Annotated in this window: 10 protein-coding genes; 4 read left to right on the forward strand and 6 right to left on the reverse strand. The window is 33.6% G+C overall.

Annotated features, from left to right (window positions below):
• The first annotated feature begins 1,031 nt into the window (after positions 1–1,031).
• The 4 genes from hns to dnaB all read left to right on the forward strand — a co-directional run bounded on the left by hns (position 1,032) and on the right by dnaB (position 11,554).
• Positions 1,032–1,439 carry a histone-like nucleoid-structuring protein H-NS gene (gene hns / locus CIPSTX3056_RS00670; RefSeq protein ID WP_072666050.1) on the forward strand — a complete coding sequence of 136 codons (408 nt, stop codon included), beginning with the start codon at positions 1,032–1,034 and terminating at the stop codon, positions 1,437–1,439.
• A 2,045-nt stretch (positions 1,440–3,484) separates the two neighbouring features.
• Positions 3,485–6,466, forward strand: coding sequence for a ribonuclease E (rne, locus tag CIPSTX3056_RS00675; protein ID WP_072666051.1), 2,982 nt, complete (start codon positions 3,485–3,487; stop codon positions 6,464–6,466).
• 2,023 nt (positions 6,467–8,489) lie between these two features.
• The gene (gap, locus tag CIPSTX3056_RS00680; protein ID WP_072666052.1) at positions 8,490–9,488 is read left to right on the forward strand and encodes a type I glyceraldehyde-3-phosphate dehydrogenase; all 999 of its coding nucleotides are present in this window, start codon (positions 8,490–8,492) and stop codon (positions 9,486–9,488) included.
• A 647-nt stretch (positions 9,489–10,135) separates the two neighbouring features.
• On the forward strand, positions 10,136–11,554 hold the full coding sequence (gene dnaB / locus CIPSTX3056_RS00685; protein WP_072666053.1) for a replicative DNA helicase: 1,419 nt from the start codon (positions 10,136–10,138) through the stop codon (positions 11,552–11,554).
• Between the two features lie 1,158 nt (positions 11,555–12,712).
• On the opposite strand, the gene nlpD is transcribed toward dnaB, so the two are convergent.
• The 6 genes from nlpD to CIPSTX3056_RS00715 form a co-directional block, all read right to left on the reverse strand.
• On the reverse strand, positions 12,713–13,795 hold the full coding sequence (gene nlpD, locus CIPSTX3056_RS00690) for a murein hydrolase activator NlpD (protein ID WP_157992340.1): 1,083 nt from the start codon (positions 13,793–13,795) through the stop codon (positions 12,713–12,715).
• A 1,920-nt stretch (positions 13,796–15,715) separates the two neighbouring features.
• The gene (gene rsmD, locus CIPSTX3056_RS00695; RefSeq protein ID WP_072666055.1) at positions 15,716–16,294 is read right to left on the reverse strand and encodes a 16S rRNA (guanine(966)-N(2))-methyltransferase RsmD; all 579 of its coding nucleotides are present in this window, start codon (positions 16,292–16,294) and stop codon (positions 15,716–15,718) included.
• Between the two features lie 854 nt (positions 16,295–17,148).
• Entirely contained in the window at positions 17,149–17,250 is a 102-nt protein-coding gene (zapB, locus tag CIPSTX3056_RS03475; RefSeq protein WP_414835985.1) for a cell division protein ZapB, read from the reverse strand.
• A 1,129-nt stretch (positions 17,251–18,379) separates the two neighbouring features.
• Positions 18,380–20,449: a glycine--tRNA ligase subunit beta gene (gene glyS, locus CIPSTX3056_RS00705; RefSeq protein ID WP_072666056.1), complete on the reverse strand. Its 2,070-nt coding sequence runs from the start codon at positions 20,447–20,449 to the stop codon at positions 18,380–18,382.
• Positions 20,442–21,368, reverse strand: a complete 927-nt coding sequence (gene glyQ / locus CIPSTX3056_RS00710) for a glycine--tRNA ligase subunit alpha (RefSeq protein ID WP_072666057.1) — start codon at positions 21,366–21,368, stop codon at positions 20,442–20,444. Before glyQ ends, glyS begins: the two co-directional genes overlap by 8 nt.
• Positions 21,369–21,995: 627 nt before the next feature.
• Positions 21,996–22,508: a ClpXP protease specificity-enhancing factor gene (locus CIPSTX3056_RS00715; protein ID WP_072666058.1), complete on the reverse strand. Its 513-nt coding sequence runs from the start codon at positions 22,506–22,508 to the stop codon at positions 21,996–21,998.
• Between the last annotated feature and the right edge of the window lie 374 nt (positions 22,509–22,882).

Here is a 22,882-nt window from a genome sequence, read left to right on the forward strand (position 1 = left end):
TGTACTAGGTTTTATTAATAACTCATTGCACTAGGTGTTATTATAACTAATGTAATAATGTTGATTATACCGATACATCATGCATATGTCTTAATTTAGGCACTGTTGGCCGGATAGAATGCGGGTTGTTTAATATACAGAAACTATTGATGGATTGATGGGGTATAACGCTTGAATCATGACCTGTAGTTCCGATGACCTGTATTCTGATAGTATACAATATAAATTATTAGTGATATACAACTATGGATTATTAGTGATATACAACGAATCTATATAGTTTTCAGATCAATATTTTTTAATATATAATTTATTGAAGATTTAAATAATTCCGAGAAATATCATAGACTAGTTATCCCTTTAGCAGGGTTTAGTGTAGAATGTCAAAAAATATATCCTTTAATAACTCTAGTTACTGATATGAGAAGAATCATATATTCTAAGAACTTATAATCTAAGAACTAAATAATATTATCTGATAACTATCAGAACTACCTAAAAAGAGAATCTTTCTACAACAACATATAAAATATTTGTTCATTTTAGTATTTAAGTATTTATTGTTATTTTTTTTAATAAATCATATTATTTAAAATAATTAATAAATAATCCAAGATAGTACCAAAATAGAGTATTGCTACAATCAAATTTCTACAATCAAGAAGTGTTTCTAGCAATCTAAATTTAAGATAGGATATTGACTGTTGCGCTAATAGATAATAGATGTGATTAAAATCATAAGATGGATCCTGATCTTTTCAGATTGTAGCTCATCACCCCAAATTAGATATCAAGTGTTTTTGCTTTTAGAACTAGATCTAAACAACTAGGTTGGCATACCCTGTTTATATTATAAAATAATATTTTAATTATCTCTATTTATAGATTATAGAATACTTTATCGAATACTTTATCCTTCATTGCTATTGAGATAATAATATAATTAAGAAATTAACTATTGCAGTTCTTGATAAGCATAATTATTATTATGCAGAACTAGCCCAATAAATATAATTTAGAGAATTCAACTTATGAGTGCGGCCCTTAAAATTCTGAATAATATTCGCACATTACGTGCTCAAGCAAGAGAATGTACTTTAGACATTCTAGAAGAGATGCTCGTTAAATTTGAGACTGTAGTTAATGAGCGTCGTACAGAAGAAAGTCAGGCTCAGGCGGCAGTAGAAGCACGTTACCGTAAACTGCAGAAGTATCGTGATATGCTTATAACTGACGGTATCGATCCTAATGAATTACTGACAACATCAGTTAAAATAAAGTCGACCGCCCAGGCTAAACGGCTATCGCGTCCTGCAAAATATTGCTATGTCGATAAGCATGGAGAACATAAAACATGGACTGGGCAAGGCAGAACTCCAGGAGTCATAAGAATGGCTATAGACGGACACAATAAAAAGCTAGAAGATTTTTTACTTTAACTCCAATGCTATAATTATATATATTATATTATGATACGATATGATATCGTTCTTTTATTTATTTAAGATAAGCAGAAAGGAAGATGTATCTTGTTGTGACTATTTTTGAATAAGTCAGTGTCTATAGACGTACCTATGATCGGTATGATCGGTAGCGAGATCAAAAGTGAAATCAGAATTTAGTCGAATTATTTTTCTAATTATATTATGTGCTAAGTATTTTGTTAAATGGTGTACAATTTTACTGTTGGCTAACACAACATTATATAGACTAAGCATTATACCATAGATAAATTATCACAAATAGTGACATATATACTAATAGCACTAGTGATATGTACATCATCTTGCATAGATAGTAATAAATCTATTCTCTATTTAAAAAATACAATTCTTGATTAACGATTACAGTTTCTCTGCAGAGATTTTCTGCCTTGAGAAAAGCATATTATAGTTAATATCCTAACTGTACTCCTCAGTCAAGCATAGGATAAGATTTGATCAGGCACCATGAAATGACACAGCGTAATCATTAACATCGTTAATATTTGTATGAAATTGCATAAACTTTGCAAAATTTTTTTGTAAATAGGTTATATTCTTATTATTACATTACATTTCAGAATGCACATGTTATTATTGAATTATATTTCAGTATACATATAAATAAATGATATATATCAGATTATCATCTGACTCTACAGTTCTGTAGTTGACTCTGTAGTTCTGTAGTAAATAATACACGTTACTTGAAATAGCAACCTCAGGGGTTCTTAAGTATCCTACGTAACATTCTGAGTATCCTAAATACCTCAATATATTTATCAGATTTGCAGAAATTATATGGTGACTTTATTTTAGCGTATGCGCTTTTCTTTTTAAATTCACACCCTCTTGCGTGTATTCGTACATAAAATTTAAACCCCTTAATTCGCGTAACCCCTTATCTGTAATGATACTACACAGAACTTTGTACTAATACCACAGATAGTATATAGACCCCATACATATACAATATCAGTATGCAATACTATTGATAGATAAATATCAGTTTATAATTAGAATACAATTTTATGTCATATATTGATCTTAAAATTTTAGATTGTATCCAAATGAGCTAGACGAGTATCAAGATAATCTCAGATCTGAGGTGTGATTCCTTACTAGATTCTAGTAATATACAAAATATTATACATACATATACAATCATATCAAAATTATATAAATTATATGGAAAATCGATATAATAGGAACCTGATTGCATTTAGATAACATCTAAGGCAAGCATAATGCTGTTATATGATGCTAGTAGTATTGAAGTGTTGCAGTGTTGCAGTGTTGAATATACAGATTTCTTTAGGCTTTTAGAAGGTTACTTGCGCTATATTTTTCTAATTCTCATGTCCAGTAGAAACAGATATATGATGTTGAAAAACATAGGTTGAGGTTTAGCGTGTTTAGTTATAGATTGACCTAACAATCTTCAAAAATTTTAAAAATACCCTATTTAGGTCAATCAAAATTACCTTTTTATTGCTTGCTTTGATATTGGTAAGCAAATTACGTGAATATTCAAGTGACTTCAATAATAAAATATTAATATAGAGTTATATGTAGCATGATACTACCTATAGCAAGATACTACCTAAGTAAAATATAAGATTGATATATCCATATAGAGTCCATGCTAAATACGAACAATTAGTATTGATTACACAACTTCACGAATGCCTTATACGAAGCATGGTATTTATCAGGCATGAGGGTCCTGCAGGCAGTGCGGGCTATTGATGAATTCAGGGATTGCAGATAGATGATACAAGAGTTACAGATAGATGATAGATTTAAGATTAGTCAAGTTAGTCGCGCGCTTGCGTCTAAGGTTTACTAATGCATCTGTCAAAGACCACTAAATATTACTTACCCTCCGTTGGCGATATCCATCAGATTGATAGCTAAGTAAAATTGGGTTATTTGTATCCTTATTTTAAGTGAAATTCTATCTGTTGCTTTATTAATCATGCAATAATAATGAGTAAGTTATGATGAAAAGAATGCTGATAAACGCCACGCAGCAAGAAGAGTGGCGCGTTGCACTTGTCGATGGACAGTGTCTATATGACTTAGATATTGAGACGATAGGGTACGAACAGAAAAAGGCTAATATCTACAAAGGCAAGATAACTCGTGTTGAGCCTAGCTTGGAAGCTGCATTTGTTGATTACGGAGCGGAGAGACATGGTTTTTTATCTCTCAAGGAGATTTCCTGTGAATATTTTTTAGAAAATGATAATATTCGTGGTCGCCCAAATATTAAAGATGTTTTGCGTGAAGGACAGGAAGTTATTGTACAAATTGATAAAGAAGAACGCGGTAATAAAGGAGCCGCCCTAACTACATTTATTAGCTTAGCCGGAACATATTTAGTATTAATGCCTAACAACCCCCGCGCTGGTGGTATTTCTCGACGTATTGAAGGTGATGACAGAACTGAGCTTAAGGCTACTTTATCTTTATTGAAGCTTCCGGATGGCATGGGTTTAATTGCACGTACTGCTGGGGTTGGTAAATCTGTTGAAGCATTACAATGGGACTTAGGTTTTCGTATCAAACATTGGGAGGAAATTAAGAAGATAGCAAGTAGCCGGCCAGCACCTTTTCTTATTCATCAGGAGAGCAATGTCATTGTACGTGCTTTCCGTGATTATTTACGACAAGATATCGGTGAAATTTTAATAGATAATCCTCAGGTATTGGAGTTAGCTCGTCAGCATATTGCGGCGCTTGGTCGTCCAGATTTTACTAGCAAAATTAAATTATATACAGGAGAAATTCCATTATTTAGTCATTATCAAATTGAGTCACAGATTGAATCAGCTTTTCAGCGTGAAGTTCGTTTACCATCCGGTGGTTCAATTGTTATTGATAGCACGGAAGCTCTTACTGCTATAGACATCAATTCTGCTCGTGCGACTCGAGGTATTGATATTGAAGAGACAGCATTTAACACAAATCTAGAAGCAGCCAATGAGATTGCTCGTCAGCTACGGCTACGTGATTTAGGTGGATTAATTGTCATTGATTTTATTGATATGGGGCCAATACGCCACCAAAGGGCTGTAGAGCATCGCCTGCGTGAAGAGGTTCGCCAAGATCGTGCTCGTATTCAAATCAGCCATATTTCACGTTTTGGGTTATTAGAAATGTCACGTCAGCGCCTGAGTTCATCACTCGGTGAGTCTAGTCATCATGTATGTCCTCGCTGTAGCGGTACAGGCACGATCCGTGATAATGAGTCATTGTCATTATCTATTTTGCGATTAATAGAAGAAGAGGTGCTAAAAGAAAATACAAAAGAAGTGCACGCTATTGTGCCAGTGCAGGTTGCTTCATATTTACTAAATGAGAAACGTGATGCTGTAAGTGCTATTGAAAAGCGCCCTGGTGGTGTGCGTGCGATTATCGTTCCAAGTGATAATATGCAGACCCCTCACTATTCAGTATCGCGCGTACGTAGCGGAGAAGAAACACAAACTTTAAGCTATCATCTGTCAAAACTGCATGAAGATGAGATGGGGGTTCTTATGGATTCTACGCAAGTTGAGCGAAAACGTCCAGAAAGACCAGCTATAACTACCGTTGTCATTCCAGGGTCCTCACTAGGATCGCATAGAATGGATCGTTCCAGAAAAGAATCTAATGTATCTGTAGAAACATCTGGGTATACCGTCATCAGACAACCTAGCTTAGTTAGTCGTCTTATAAAAGAATGTAAAAAATTATTCTTCTCAACAGAGACAATAAGTAAACCATCAGAGTGTGCTGTCATTTCTGAAAGCATTATCAAAACATCTTCGCTCGGTGTTGTTTCTCAACAGGACCCTCGTAAGCATCATGATCTCGTTGATCATGTTAATAAGAATATCGATCATGATAACCGTCAGTGTGATGATCGTACCTATAGTGCCGATCGCAATGAACGTGATATTCGTGATAGTCGCAGCAATCATCGCAATCGTCGCCATACTCAGCAGATATCTAATCATAGTAAGCAAATCTCTTCAGAAGAATCTGAGACCAAGAGACAGATTCAATCACGACAGTCTCGTTATCGTCGTCGCTCAGATTTTAAGCAGTTGGAACACGATCTGTTAGACCGATCTGAGCAACGTGCTGCACCGAGTGTGTCAGTGACTAATAAGATAGAAAAACAGACTCAGTGCGCATCAATGGAATTGAGTCGTAATGTCTTGTCAGAACTAAAAACAGTACAACAAGATACCGAAAGTCCTGGTGGGGTTATAGATGTCATGAGTCAATCACAAGAATCTCACTTATCTATAATACCTCCTATCTTAGAGCCTAGTAATGCTACATTAGATTTATCTGCACATGAAACTAAAAGTGGTTATACCGTTGTGCGCCGGCCACGTCGGTCGACGCGCCATTCGCGTTTCGGTGGTCATCGTCGCCGTCGTCATTCTGATGAGTGTGATGGACAATATTCACCCATGCCTTTAATGCACGCCATGGCATCACCTGAGCTTGCATTTGGTAAGATTTGGATTGACAACTCAACGATATCAGTGAAAAATTTCGAATCCAGTCATCGCAATATACCCTCTAGTCCCATGGCAGAAATACATAAGAAAAATCAACTAGCATTCGAGGGCAAGGCGTCTCATGCTACGTCAGCAAACGCAGAAGCTAAAAATGTATCAGAAAGCGCCAACAACAGCTTGACTTTGCTTTCTCAACCTGGCATGAGTTCTCATGCTAACAGTATACCGGCGATTGAAACAAAAAATTCTATAAAGAATACCATTCATTATGTATCTGTTAGTAGTCAACTGGTCACCCCGATAGTTCAGAAAAAAGGCATTGCTAATGATTTTGTTCTAGTCCAAAATCAGAAGGACATGACTCCTCAGGTTAATTCTGCGATAGATCTTGGTCGTTATACAAGTTACTCGTATGCGCCAGTAACAAAAATTACACTTATAGAACCTGACGCATCAGATCAATAAAATATCATTGTTCTATTGATCGTAATAGCGCAGATATAGGTTGTGGGCCTATCAGTTAGAGTATCTAGTAGGTTTGAGAGACTGCCTCAGTGGTTAGTGAAGGTATGCATGAATAGTTTTAAGTAGTGTTAAATAATTGTTTTATCATGTAATTTGAACAATATTGCCTGCAAGTGTTATGAGAATCCCATCAGGATAGATAATCTCAATTATAATTGCCTGAGAAGTAATTTTGTTACGTAAAAGTATATTAGACTTTTTCTATCTATTATTAGACTTTGTCTATCTATTATTGCGTCTATGTTATCATATGTTATACGATTATTTAATCCATGGTAATAAAATAAGAGCATTAATTTGTATTGGGCTCCTAATATCTCTCGGTAAGTTTATGTATTTCAATATAATGTTATGTTCCGCGAGATGATGATATCTCTAATATATAGGATCAGAGAATGGTTATCATGTCTGAAGAAACAATCTATACATATGAAGCTACTGTATATGATATAACTGAAGTATATCCTGTCTCTCGGTGTATTTTGTGCTCATTTTATCGTGTTCAATCTTTGCAATAGTTTCATATCATACTAAATATTACAGAATATTATTACAATAATATAATTATACATGTATATGTCAAAGTCTAGTTTTTAGAGGTTTTTGTGATTAAGGTGAGGTGTATAAAGTCGATTAGAAAATAACAGGAAATATTATTTTTGGTTGTATATAGTTTTCAAAATGAGCGGTAGTCTGCAATAAAAAAACTAGTAAAAACGAAAGATATTAAACACCTCAGAATTTCAAACTGTTAGTATGATAATACTATATAAAGTATTATCGGTATTCTTCTGAAATGCCGTATATATAGATATATGTTTTACAAACTAAAAAACTGCATGTATCATATTGTGATATGATATGATATAATATGATAAAATTTGATTCAAAAGAAAAGTCAGTACATTAAAACGGAACTATCTTAATAGTGCTTATGCTAGATTATCTAAGAATCTATAACATGTATCATCAAAACTTAAGTATTACTTTGTAATTATCTTTTGTTATTTTCATGCACTGATATTATTAACTATCTTATCTATGAGAGCTGCATGAGATTTGAATACAATATAACGTTTGAATACAAAGTAAGAGAATACAGTAACAATGGAATAAAGCAAGTTAGCATATTTTATATGCTAACTTGCTTTAGAATAAGGCTATTTGATCTTTATTGAAAGCATTCGCCATTTCTACATACTATAGATGTAAGCATGCATTATATTAATGAATAAACATTAATGCAGGATGGCATCTTCATAAGATAAAGTCATAATACACATTAGGATCTTACCTCTAACATACCTTATCAATACCTGTCAGCAGACATAAGAGGTACAAATTATTTCAATAATATAATCACTACAACATGTTGTTATGAGCATATTGCTCTAGATCACGCTAGTACTGATCGCAATGGCAATATTTTTATAACTTCTAAGCTCAAAAAATACGGGTTTTCTATTTATAAGAATTTTTGATAGCATGATATGTTTAATATGCTGCAATAAAATTATGTGAAGTTATCCATTGTATTTGAGTATCTGATTTATGGAATGTACCAGGTGATTTACTTTATCACTCATATGTCAGATAGAGAGTGGATCTGAATTTGTCTGATAATAAAATCTTCTGTAATACCTGGAGATAGCGGTGGTTATGTAGCAATTCAACTATGGTAGTGACTATATCATATATCTTGACTGATCGAGATAATACCATTCATGAGCCTTATGATGGATTTATATTTCTAATGTTGTTGAATATAAATAACAGACTTGATGACTATCATCTATGTCATGTAAGTGCAGATTGCATATGTTGATATTACTAATATGTAATAATTAAAACATATGATTATATGTTTTATAAAACTAATAGTTATTTAGAAATAACACTAGTGATTATTAGTATTATTTCTAAATCCTAAATTAAGAACACAAATAACACGTTGGTGATATGTATGGCTATTAAAGTTGGAATTAATGGTTTTGGGCGCATTGGTCGAGTTATTTTTCGTGCTGCTGCAACTCGATCTGATATCGAAATTGTAGCGATCAATGATTTATTAAATGCAGAATATATGGCTTATATGTTGCAGTATGATTCAACCCATGGACGGTTTCATGGCGCCATTAAAGTTAACTCTGAAGGTAACCTCGTTGTTAATAATAAAACTATTTTTGTTAGCACAGAGAGCAATCCTGGTAATTTACCGTGGGCGGCAGTAAATGCGTCTGTTGTAATTGAAGCTACCGGTCATTTTTTAACAGATCAAACTGCGCGCCCACATATTACGGCTGGTGCAAAAAAAGTTGTTCTCACTGGACCATCGAAAGATGCAACTCCGATGTTTGTTATGGGGGTTAATCATCACTCCTATCAAGGACAAGATATTATCTCTAATGCATCTTGCACAACAAATTGTCTTGCTCCATTAGCTAAAGTTATTAACGATAAATTTGGCATTGTAGAGGCTCTCATGACAACTATTCATGCCACTACAGCAACGCAGAAAACTGTTGATGGTGTATCTTGTAAAGATTGGAGAAGTGGTCGTGGTGCAATTCAGAATATCATCCCTTCTGCAACTGGCGCGGCTAAAGCAGTTGGCCAGGTCATTCCCGAGCTTTGTGGTAAGATAACAGGCATGTCATTTCGCGTTGCTACCCCCAACGTTTCCGTGGTTGACTTAACTGTTCGTTTAAAAAAATCTACATCTTATGAAGATATATGCTCAACAATTCAAGCAGCATCGAAAGGTGAGATGAGAGGAATTATTGGTTTTACTTCAGATCAGGTAGTATCTAGTGATTTTAATGGTGAAACAATGACTTCCATTTTTGATGCTCGTGCGGGTATATCACTTAATGATAATTTCTTTAAGTTAATCTCTTGGTATGATAACGAGACAGGATACTCTAGTAAAGTTCTTGACCTGATTCGTCATATTATGCAGTGATTCAGATACCTACTAATTACGGGATGTTCATGGTTTATTATTCTGCGTTATGAGATAAGCAATCAATAGAGAATCTTGGTGCAGAAGGCATCTAAACCTTTCGACTAATTCTGTATATTTTTAATATTCAACCGATAATATTTCTATTATAGATGGGTTGAGTACGAATAATTAAAGTAATATGTAATTTCTAAAAATATAATCTGTGTATGCTGAACTGAAAAAGGAGCGCGTCTAACTATTAGTGGTTTTTAGTATCAGCAGTATCTAGGCCTATATTATTTTTATTTTATATCTTTTAATACAGTCTGTTCTACTTGCTATATTTTAGATAGTTTAGATACTTAAATAGATCAAAAGCATTTACAAAATCTAAGAGTTTATATGAATATATAGAGATATGGATTATTTAAGTCTTAGTCATTTAATCATATAAATAATAATCGCGCGTCTTCTCATCACTGTATCCCTAATTATTAGCGCTATGTTATATTAACAGTAATATAAATATCAATATTGATCTTACTGTTAATATAGATTGTAGGAGTGTAGCTATGCAGTAAGATAGGACAATGAAGATAGTAAATACTACTTAGCTAATAATTACATTTTTTATTTCACCATGCGATCCCTGATATTACATACCTATGACAGACAAAAACACTACCAATAAATCCCATATAAACTATGAACGATATGATCATCAGATAGAAGGATTAAAGCTACCGCCGCGTTCTATAGAAGCAGAACAATCAGTATTAGGTGGCTTAATGCTAGATAATAATCGCTGGGAACATATTGCAGAACGTGTAGTTGCTAAGGATTTTTTTAGTCGGCCCCATCGGATGATTTTTTTAGCAATGCATGATCTGTTAAATCAAGGCAAACCAATTGATTTAATCACCCTTTCCGAGTCGATGGAGACACAAGGCAAATTAAATATGGTAGGTGGTTTTGCCTACTTAGCAGAATTATCGAAAAATACACCAAGTACGGCTAATATTAGCGCGTATGCAGATATCGTACACGAACGTGCAGTAGTTCGGGAAATGATTGCTGTGGCGCAAGAGATCGCTGATTCTGGGTATAACCCACAGGGTCGTAGTAGTGAAGCTCTTCTTGATCTTGCTGAATCACGTATATTTCAAATTGCGGAGCATCGAGCAAACCAAGACTCAGGACCTAGAGGTATTGATCAAATCCTTGAAGGCACCATGTCGCGTATTGAGTCTTTATATCAGAATCCGAATAATGGTATCACTGGAGTAGATACTGGCTATCAGGATCTTAATAAAAAAACCGCAGGTCTGCAGAGGTCTGATCTTATCATTGTAGCTGCCCGCCCTTCAATGGGCAAAACCACCTTTGCGATGAATCTATGTGAAAATGTAGCTATGCTACAGGATAAACCCGTATTAATTTTTAGCCTCGAGATGCCAGGCGAACAAATCATGATAAGAATGCTAGCATCCTTATCACGTGTTGATCAGGCTCGTATTCGCACTGGACAGCTCGATGATGATGATTGGTCGCGCATTTCTAGCACAATGGGTATTCTTTTAAAGAAAAAAAATATGTTTATTGATGATTCTTCTGGTTTGACCCCTACAGAAGTACGTGCACGAGCGCGTCGCGTCTTTCGAGAGCATGGTGGACTAAACCTAATAATGATTGACTATTTACAGTTGATGCGTGTTCCTGCTTTATCTGATAACCGTACTTTAGAGATTGCTGAGATTTCTCGCTCATTGAAAGCATTAGCAAAAGAACTGAAAGTACCCGTTATAGCACTTTCTCAGCTTAATCGCTCTTTGGAGCAACGGGCTGATAAACGACCAATTAACTCTGATTTGCGTGAGTCTGGTGCTATCGAGCAAGATGCTGATTTGATTATGTTTATCTATCGTGATGAAGTTTATCATGAGCATAGCCCCCTAAAAGGTGTGGCAGAAATTATTTTTGGTAAACAGCGTAATGGTCCAATTGGGACTATCAGATTAACCTTTAATGGCCAGTGGTCTCGCTTTGATAATTACGCTTGGCCACAAACATATGACGATGCATAAAATCTTGTTTTAGCTTTTATATTGCTTGAGCATTTTATTAATTGTGTCATAATATACAGTTAGATTGTATAAAACATATTATTTATTTTTTGATAATCTGATATCAGAAGCTTCAAATAAAAACAAAAAATCAATTTATCATAGATCTTGTCAGCATTTTTCACCTTATATTGCATATAATGGTGTTACTATATCAGTAACATAGTTACTAGTTTTGCCATGATTGAAGATTGAGATGCATACCTAAAAGCGATATGTATAGCACGGATTGCATATTATATATTATAAAGCTGAACAATATTCGCTTCGATATCAGATCGCGTACTAAAATGTAATGTTATATTGTATCTAAGTGCTATCATACTATGATATAATCATAGTACACAACAGATATATTTTTTAGTAAAAAAATTGCATTATATGAGCTATTATTAATCATAGGTAGTAAGTCATACGGGTATGATTCTAAATGAATTATTATTTATCTATATTATCTTCTTAGTACAAGATTGCCATACAATCCTCATCAAAGATCGTCATACAAGTAAAACAAATAGACACTGATAGTAGACGTCATAGGACTGCCACGGTTTTAGATGTATAAGCCTAATGACTAAATAACTTCAATGTTTACTGTATCGAGATATTTCATATGCATTGATATCAACTAATCTTACGTATCGTAAGATCTTTAAGAGTATCTAGGGTATCAGCGTAACATTCGGAATGCGTGGAAATACAATAATTATAAAAATTTAAGTCTTAAAAATATATTTTTATAAAAAAGAACGGTTAAGGTAGCAGATACGCGGAAACATTATATCAAGTAATTTTGCATAGCCCTTAATGTCTGTAAAAATACTAACATCGTACTATGTTATGTCTGGGCTTATTACATTAGACATAGGAAAAGGCATAGGCAGTTGCATTAATTATTATTTATTTGCAAAAATATAATAATTAATGGATCGCACCGGAACAATGCCGTTCTGCATGTGTATGATGCCTATCATCCTTTTCATATTTCAGGTTTTGATCTTATCTGTGATTCACATCTTATCTGTGATTCACAGTTACCGATGATAATTAGAAGAATCTAATATAAAAATAATAGTTTATATTGATAATGAGTATAAAATCTGGTTATATTCTAGTATATTATGACGTTGGTAAATAAAGTAATGGGTTAACAGATTCCCCTTTATAGCGAATCTCAAAATGTAATCTAACAGAAATAGCGCCGCTTTTTCCCATCGTAGAAATTTTTTGACCTGCCTTAACTTCTTGATTTTCATGTACAAGGATACTTGCATTATGCGCATAAGCACTTAGATAATTATTGTGATGCTTAATGATAATTAGATTACCATAACCTCGCAATGCATTACCAGTATATACGACTCGTCCATTCGCTGCAGCCACTACAGTAGCGCCATAATTACTCTGAATATCAATTCCTTTATTGCCTCTTTCAGAATCAGAGAAATAATTAATAATTTTACCATTGCTTGGCCAGCACCAAATATGCAGAGGCTGGCTTTTATTAAACATACGATTTATTTTGTGTTTAGTTATAAGTTTTTTTATTTCTGCTGCCTCATGATTTGGTTTTAGTTGATAATTGTTCTTTATTAAGTAAACCACCTTAGGATGTGTTCTAGTGATTGTATAGATAGATTTGGTAGTATTTTTTGTATGATCCACAACAAAACAGTCAAAATGGTTTTTATGTATTGTTTTCTTCATATCTACCACATTCCGCACTGCAGGTAATGAATAAATGGCATGAGATACTTGAAGTTTTTGGCCGACTAAAAGAACATATGGTTTAATAATATGATTGCGTTTTGCTAGATCATCCATCTTATTTCCAGAAATCCATGAAATGTAAAATAGCGTATCTCCTTTTTTAACTACATAAATCTTGTGCTTATAACTACCTTTATAAAGGTTACTGTACGAGTGTCGGTCAAAGATGCGGTTATTTTGTGCAAGTAAGTCCTTTCTTCTATTTTGTGTTGGAAGATTTATTCCTTTATATGACCTATGCACAGGATCGATACCTATCATATTACTCATACGTACATTACTTATATGTCTAATATGGTACGAATTAGATATATTTTTTTTTGAAATGTGGGCATTTACTATGCTTACAGGTGCTTCTGTGTAGTGACTACTAGAGCAAGATATAAGAGAAAAAACTCCTAGTGCAAGAGTCGCGATACAATGTAGCTTCAAAACTAATTTTCCTCTTTAACAAAGCCCTAAGTATAGTTTTTAGATAGATTAATCAATTGATGATTTAAACAGCATCAAGTTTATAGGGCTTTTATTTAATCTTGTTATACTTTTCTAGTATGTTATGCATTATTTTAGCGCGTATCTTTTACGTTAGGTGACTTAAATCATGAATACATCAGAATGATGAGGACCAAAAGATTACAGTAATAATGCACTATCGAACAGATAGCGATTTATTGGGATAGGTCCATAAGACACGTTTTTTATATAAAGCATCTTAATAGATTTACATGAAATCTCTGTACTATAATTGCCTTGCAATGCTTATGATTTTTCTATATCACTCAGATTCTTTTATTCTATATATCTATATACTGAATTATAAAAAATCGCATCAGTACGCTTCGTATTACTGTGTAGTGCTAGAATTTAAAGATGTATAGATACCTTTAGGTAAATATTTACACATTACTAGAGAGTAGCATTTTTAGAATGCTATATGCCTATGACACAAAATATTATTAGTAATGTGTATTGTAGTGTTTTATTACATGATCGTGTAATTTCTGTTTTGGATGATTCTTTATCTATTATATGTAAGATCTGCTGTATAAGGATAGTACATACAGGTCTTGATAATTACTAGTAAGCATTTCTAGGTAATTTTTATTGAAATATAATTAGTCAGCAAGTTGTCCTTTATCACAGAGTGAGCAGGAATTACCATGGAACTTTTTAAATATACTTGTAAAATGTGATTACTAGATTAGCGATCGTATCTGACACCACTAACAGTGGTGTGTTTTAAAAGCTGTTATATAGAATCTATATGCTTTATATACATCACGTTTGAACATTCACATTATTTATAATAGATCCCGTTGAAAAGATTAAAGTAGCATGTCTTTATTGGTGATATAATGTTGCGCTTTTAATACATACAATAAAGAATCATGCGTTATATATATAATAACACTATAAAGATAGTGATTATATCTTTATATAACTCATAAGCTACACAGAGCATGATCAGGTCATGTATCGTGTGTGAATGTGTATTATTCACTCAATTTAGTGCGCGCTGTCTATCCAAAAAGGATGCTTTGCCTTATATATAAAATAAGTTTTGATGTACTTCTAACAAAGCCTATATGCTTTATAAGCATGATACAATTAATCGCGCTGTTATTATTAAGCTCTTTCTTGTGATCAAATAGTAAAAACTATGTGAAAATACTAGAGATCTACTCTGCATAGCATAGGATGCTATCATCCCTGTAGATGATAAATCGATGTGTGTTCTGTGATTTATTTTGAAAACACAATAAATATGTGTATTGAAAGAGTATAGCTAGTAAATAATATTTTATATAGAGTTAGAGTTAATTCTCTGGTAAACACTGTCGTGTTCAATAACAATGTCATTGTTATTGATAACACAGATCTTATTATACATTTCAAATGTAACAAGAGTATGGCTAAAGACTCAATAACTGCGTATGCAGCTATATTATGTATTTACTAAGATTTATATATTTATAAGATAACCACAAATTATACGAGATCACATCTGATATACATTGTCAGATTCAGATAATATGGTGCCGCTAGGCACCCCAGGAGAAATTTTGAGATATTTACATCCTTTCTAGGATTCCTTTACTAAAATATTACTTTTGATGCGATTAGCTGTAATCATGATAACTTGCCTGAAATAATTTATCATGTTATTTCCTTTGGATTGTTTACAAGATGTAAGTATTCGTTATAGTAGCTGAAAACGTTAAGGCATGCTACTAAAATAGCTCAAAATGGGCACAACAAATGGGTACAACAACTGATGCAGTGAGTGATCAAATGTCTTAATATAAGAATAAGAATAGTGAAGTGCCTTTATTAGTAATGTATATAATATTCTTATTTATCCAAGCGATAATATAATCGAGAAGCTACTTGACCAGAAATGATTTCACGATCTAAAAACCAATTTCCCGGCACTACTGGTCGTCCATGCTCTGTCTCACTCTCAACATAGATTAGAGATTCATCTTTTAACCAAGCATGTGTTTCTAATAACATAAGGGTTTTTTCAACGAGACCTGTACGAAAAGGTGGGTCAACAAAGACAAGGTGATACCCATCACCTTTCTGAGAGAGAAATTTCAATGTGTTTGTGTGAATAATATGTCCATTTTTTATTTTTAGTGTGAAAAGAGTGTGCTTTAGTTGTTTTGTAACTGAGCCTTGTATTTCCAAAAAAGTTGCACTAGCAGCGTAGCGTGATAACGCTTCCAGTCCTAGTGCGCCACTACCAGAAAAACAGTCAAGACATTTAGATTCTATAACAGTCGCAGAAATCCAATTAAACAATGTTTCTCTGGTCCGATTGGTTGTAGGGCGCAATCCTACATGATTAGGCACTGATATATAATATCCCCGCCATTGACCGGAAATAATACGTATACGTCTGATTTTAGAAGAATGTTTTTTGTACATTTGTACTATTACGCAGAATGTGTTTTGTTTAGAAAAACGTGTTATGCAAAGCGTCAATACAGATCAAAAGTATATCTGTATATTAAATAACTAACGTGTATGCTAAAGTAAATAACAATCTTCAAACGTTATAAACAGTACCTTTGCGTCTTAGGTCGAAGCTAGAATTTAAAGTTAACCAGATTTTCAAGCGCTCTGGACATGCGCTGAATATTAGATATCTAATTATAAATTAGCTTTTTTAAAAATAAGCATATAATTCTGTGGTTTTTCTAATCTAGACGTATTATATATTTCTAATATATTAGAATTGATTTATGAACAAATTAAACTCAAAATATTATATAATCGGTAGCGAGAAAATAGCAAGAGATCTTTAAAAGAGTACATGTTGTTAGAAACAACAGAGAACCTAGAATCATGAGATGCATTAGATTAATTATTTTAGGTAGAATTCTAGGCAGGTAAGACTGTATATATATAATAGCTAGAAGAGAGGGGTTGTGATGACATACATAATAATAGTATTAAACAGATTAATCTTATTTCTTTTACTTAATCTAGTGTTTTTGCAAAAGTGGCTATACTGTTATTTAGTCAATCTAATTACCGAGTAAAGACAAATTTATAGTATGAATTGCAAAACTACATTATTTATACCAAACCATTTTACTCCATTGAAGAAAATTTTATTAAATTGATTAATTTAGGAAAGTGAGATCAAATTTTTGTATTTTTCAAGGCTCTGATTTAGGCGAGCCCGCCAGAGTTGTTGATCTGCTATAAGCTTCTTATTTTTACACCCTAATCTCTCGTTATTTTTGTACATGTCTTGAATTTGATGACTAAGGGTGTCATTTTTCTTTTAATGCTTCAATTTCTATTTGTAATAATGCCATTGCATCAATAGCCTGATGTACTTTAGCCTCTAACTCTTCAAAGACTTTAAATAATATTTTCTAACCCTTCTTAATTATAAACATTAATCCTGCAAAAGTTTATGACATGCCTGATATTAACTAAGATGAAACAGATGATTATGTAATAATATGTATTATGAGATGGTGGCTTTTGAATCACATCGACACCAGCAAATAAATGGCGCTCGAGATAACATATTTAAGTGTTGTTTGTAGAGCATCCGCACATGTTATTTTACCCTTAAGTATCTATATCTCTATATCTATAGATACTATATTTTGAGTATATGAGATATACATTTCAGCGTTATCAATATTAACGTAATATAGTGATAATCCCTCATATCTTCGTAACAGAATCTACCATTAATAATTGATTAGCGATGAACGATTCTAATATGTAAAAAACTTAAAATCATACTGCTATATCTCTCCGTTTTGTATATTATAATTATAATAGATCAGTGATAGGAAATAATGCTAAACATACTGAGCTTGTTGCGATCTCTCTCTAGAGGTAAAATATAGAACTTATGTAAAATGAGACGCTTTACAAACTTACATGCACTCAGTGTTTGGCGCCTTGGTAAATATTAGCATATTCACATCTATATTGCAGAGAGTATCATAATGATATAAGGTAGAGAGCATAATGATTATCATTATAATATAGATATAGAACACCTTTTACGTGCTGCGTATGATTGTCTTTATTGTACATATGAAATTTGACATGCATTCTTACAGAACATAGTCAAACCTTAAGGATAAACTGCATGACAGACAGATGAATGCCTTAGATTTTTAAGAATGTAGCATTATTGTGCGATATTTATCTTAAAAGCAACTTATAATCAATTTATGATTAGCTCAAATAAAAATAACACATCTAGTGGTTTTTAAATTATATCTATCAGAGTCTTTGATTTGGTTGGACAAAAGATCACATGACAAGGCTTGCAGATAAATAATTTTTATTTTATGGTTAATCACCAGACCATTCAGAAGAAGATCCTGCTAAAAAGATACAAATAATTAACATGATTCAATGTGGTGATAACGTAAAAATATAACACTAATTCGTTTAAATTTTTATTTTTAAAGGTACTTTTTCACAGAAAAAGTATAAAATTCAATAGATACTGCGATGCTATCTAATATGAGATTACTTTAATACAGATAGATCGGCGATCTGTAAAAATGATTTTCTGAGTTGATTTAATAGCGTAAGGCGATTAATGCGTAACTCTTTTATCTTTGTGTTCACCAGAACTTTAGAAAAAAACTGCTCAATGTCGTCATGAAGAGGTATCAGCGCAATCAACGCATCCTGGTAACGCTCTTCAGATAAACACAAGTCTAGGTTGGTTTGTACAGTGGCAGCACGAGTTGCTAACTGTATTTCTTCTACCTCATGTAGCAAAGAATACTGCACGCTATGATTGAATGTTTCTGCAGATTGATCAAGAATACTAGAAATGCGTTTCTGAACTTCTGATAGTTTTATTGAGTATTCCATGGAGCAGAAGTATTCTACGGCTTCTACTCGTGCATTAAAATCTACTGGTTTAGTAGGACGACATGCAAGGACCGCTTTAATGACATCGGGTTTGTAACCTTTTTTGCGATACCAAGAGCTCAAGCGACCAAAGAAAAAATTTATTACATCATCTTCGACATTGATACTGGACAGTTTCTTACCATATAGTTTTATAGATTCTTCAGTTAGCTTTTTCAAATCTATCGGCAATCTGTTTTCAAGAATAATACGTAAGACCCCAAGCGCAGAACGACGTAACGCAAATGGATCTTTATTTCCTGTAGGGTGTTTAGAAATTCCAAATATTCCTACTATGGTGTCTATTTTATCGGCAATTGCTAGCGCACAGGATACAGGGTTAGACGGAACAGGATCACTCGAAAAACGTGGCTTATATTGTTCCATGAGAGCAATGGCTACTTCTTCTGTCTCACCTTGGCGTCGAGCATAGTGCATACCAATAATGCCCTGAGTTTCTGTAAATTCACATACCATGTGACTCATTAGATCACATTTAGAAAGCAACCCAGCGCGTGTTGCACTTTGCACATTACTTCTGATTTTTTCTGCTACCCACCCTGATAGCTTCTTAATACGATAAGTTTTATCGAGTAAATTACCTAGGTCTTTCTGGAATAATACGCTCTTTAGACGCGGCAGATGATCTTCTAGAAGATCTTGACAGTCATTGTGAAAAAAAAAGGCAGCATCTTCTAATCGGGCTTGGATTACTTTTTCATTGCCCAATATGACTTTTTGAGGGTGTGTTGATTCGATGTTACTCACAAGTATAAAATAGGGCAATAACTCCCCTTTCTGATTATAAATTGGAAAATATTTTTGATGATCCATCATGGCATGGACTAGTGCTTCAGGTGGTATTATAAGGAATTTTTTGTCAAATTTTGCCATTAAAATCACTGGCCATTCCACCAAAGAAGTGACTTCCTCTAGCAGGTCTTCTTGTAGGTCAACCCACCCCCCAATGCGTGCCGCTGCAGCAGTAGCGTTACTAGTAATAATTTTTTTACGCAATAAATAATCTGCTTGGACTTTTCCTTTTTCTAGCAGAACCTGAAGATAATGGTCGGCATGATTAATAGTAATCCTTGACTGACCCATAAAGCGATGGCCTCGAATAATGCGAGAGGAAGAGATACCAAAAATATTGGTAGGAATAAGTGTATCACCTAAGAGTAGCATCACAGTATGCACAGGTCGTATAAATTGAAAATCAGACTTCCCCCATCGCATTTGTTTAAGATTGGTCAGTTTTTTGATAGACGTAGCAATTATGTCTGGCAGTAAATTTTGTGTCCTTTGTCCAGGTTGTTTAGTACAGAACATTAGCCTCTGACCTTTACTAGTTTCCACATAATCAGCATGCTCAACGTGAATACCGCAACTATGAGCCCAGCTTAAGGCAGCTTGTGATGGAGTCCCATTTGCATTCAAAGCGGTCTGCACTGTTGGTCCGTATTTAATGATTTTACGATCAGGTTGAGCTAGGATTAGCTTGTGAACTAATAAGGCTAAGCGCCTTGGAGTAGCAAACCAGCGTACTTCTTGATAGGTCAAAGATGCAAGATTTAACTCAGCAATAAGGTTTTTCGCAAACGTTTCAGCTAAGCAACGTAGCATTTTTGGAGGTAATTCCTCAGTGCCGATTTCTACTAAAAAATTTTCTTCAGTCATTGGTATTGATTAGATATTTTTTACAATAGGGGAATCCCATTGCCTTTCTAGAGTTTAAATAGGCTTCAGCTACACTTTTAGTAAGTGTTCGAATGCGTAGCATGCAACGTTGACGCTCCGTGCTTGATATGGCTTTGCGTGAATCTAGTAGATTAAAACTGTGCACTGCTTTTAAAATACGTTCATATGCTGGAATTGGTAGAGGTTTTTCTAGTGTTAGGAGATATTGCACTTCGTCTTCATATTGTTGCAAGCAAGTCATGAGGAAAGCTACATCAGCGTACTCAAAGTTGTATGCGGATTGCTCTACCTCATTTTGATGAAATATGTCACCATACGTGATTGTACTTTCTGCCCCCTGATTCCAGACCAAGTCATAAATGTTATCGACATCCTGAATATGCATCGCCAGTCGCTCTAGACCATAAGTAATCTCACCACTCACGGGTTTGCATTCTAAGCCACAAATTTGTTGAAAGTAAGTGAATTGTGTTATTTCCATACCATTGAGCCATACTTCCCATCCTAGTCCCCATGCACCTAGGGTGGGGTTTTCCCAATTATCTTCAACAAAGCGGATATCATGCATGCCCAGGTCTATGCCTAATGCTTGTAAGGAGTTTAAATAGAGCACCTGGATATCAGGTGGTGATGGTTTGATAAGGACTTGAAACTGATAGTAACACTGTAGGCGATTAGGGTTTTTAGCATAACGGCCATCACTCGGTCGTCGTGATGGTTGTACATAGGCTACCGAGGTTGGCTCTGGACCAATGGCAGATAAACAGGTCATCGGGTGCGATGTACCGGCGCCAACTTCTAGATCTACAGGTTGTAGAATACTACAGCCTTGCTTTGACCAGTAAGTTTGTAAATTAAAAATTAACCCTTGAAAGGTTTTAGAATCAAATTCTATCATATTACCTTATATAATCTTACAAGGCACAAGCTAGGTTTTATAGGTCACTTCAGGTTTTTTACTGATTTTTATCAGTGCACATTATTTGTTAAATAACAAGTATGGACTAAATAATTATTTATATCGTACATGGAACACATCTACGCCTAGAACATATAAAGTCATTACTTTATATGATGTGCGATATCTCTAATATAAGAGTGGATATCTACGCATTTTTATCTTTATTAAAGATGATCTTTGTGATATTTTTATTTCTATTCAATATTTTATTAAGATATAATGAGAATATGAATTAGTAGTCTCTGAATTTTAATTAGCAAATTGTTTTTTATAAAAATATTTTTAGATGATGTAATCATGCGTAGAGAATTTTTTTAAATAAAAAACTAAGTTTTACCTGCTTACATGATATCCGCTGCTTTTATTAAAGTCGATTAGAATTAATTAATTCTTATTAATTAATTCTTGTTTATTCTTATTTTTGCAAGTGTTTCTATATATTGGATCGAAATTAAATTGAGCTTTAAGAATATACGTTTTTATTTCAAAAGCATTAATAATAATTAATATTATATAAAAACGTATATGGTATTGTCAAATTTTATATTTGATAGTAGACCAATGTTATTGCACAAGGTGTAACCCTAAACCAGTCTTATCATCTGTAGATTTTTTTTGGGTGTTCTTATCAGGATGGTTGTGGTTAATGCTATACTGATTATTGTGATGATTATTAATCACGGATAGCATTTTATTATTTTTAATTGGTGTGGTGTAGTCGTTGAAATATGGAGGTCGCTCTATAGTTTGTTCTATTGCTTGTTCAAAGATCATCCCTTCACCATTTTCACGAGAATAAATCGCTATGACAGATAGTGGAGGTATTGAAATTTTCTTCAAAATACCGCTAAAGCTGGTAGTAAAAAGGATTTTGTGATTACCTAATTCGAGATCATTTACTGCATTTGGTGAAATATTTAGAATTATTTGGCCATTCGATGAATATTCCAAAGGTACTACGACATCAGGTATATGCAGATCGATTACTAAATGAGGCGTGAGCTGATTGTCAATTAACCATTCATAAAATGCACGTATTAGATAAGGACGACAAGAAGTAGATTGAGAATCTGTCATTGTATTCAGCTCCGAATGTTATTATTGTGTGAGGCTTCAGTTCTATTAGAATATTAAAAAAGAATTATAAAAAATATGCTTCTCAATATAGTTTTTTAGCTTTTTGTACTGATTCCTATAAATGAATGCTTATTTTTAGTAGAAGCCAAAATAACGGAGCTAAATAGCACCATTTTAAGCGAAACGCTTCATTGACTAAATAGATTGTATAAGAATAATTTTAGAGATTACTTATCGCTTTTCTTGGAACTGTTATCTTGAGCGTTTTTTTTGACCATTGATAATACTTTTACTTATGTACAATAAGGTTAATCTAGTCTGTTTAATGCAATCAATAAAAAGTTGTGACTCTTCGCGGGATCTTAGGTAAATCG

The sequence above is a fragment of the Candidatus Erwinia haradaeae genome, assembly GCF_900698965.1.
GTDB lineage: Bacteria > Pseudomonadota > Gammaproteobacteria > Enterobacterales > Enterobacteriaceae > Erwinia_E > Erwinia_E haradaeae_A.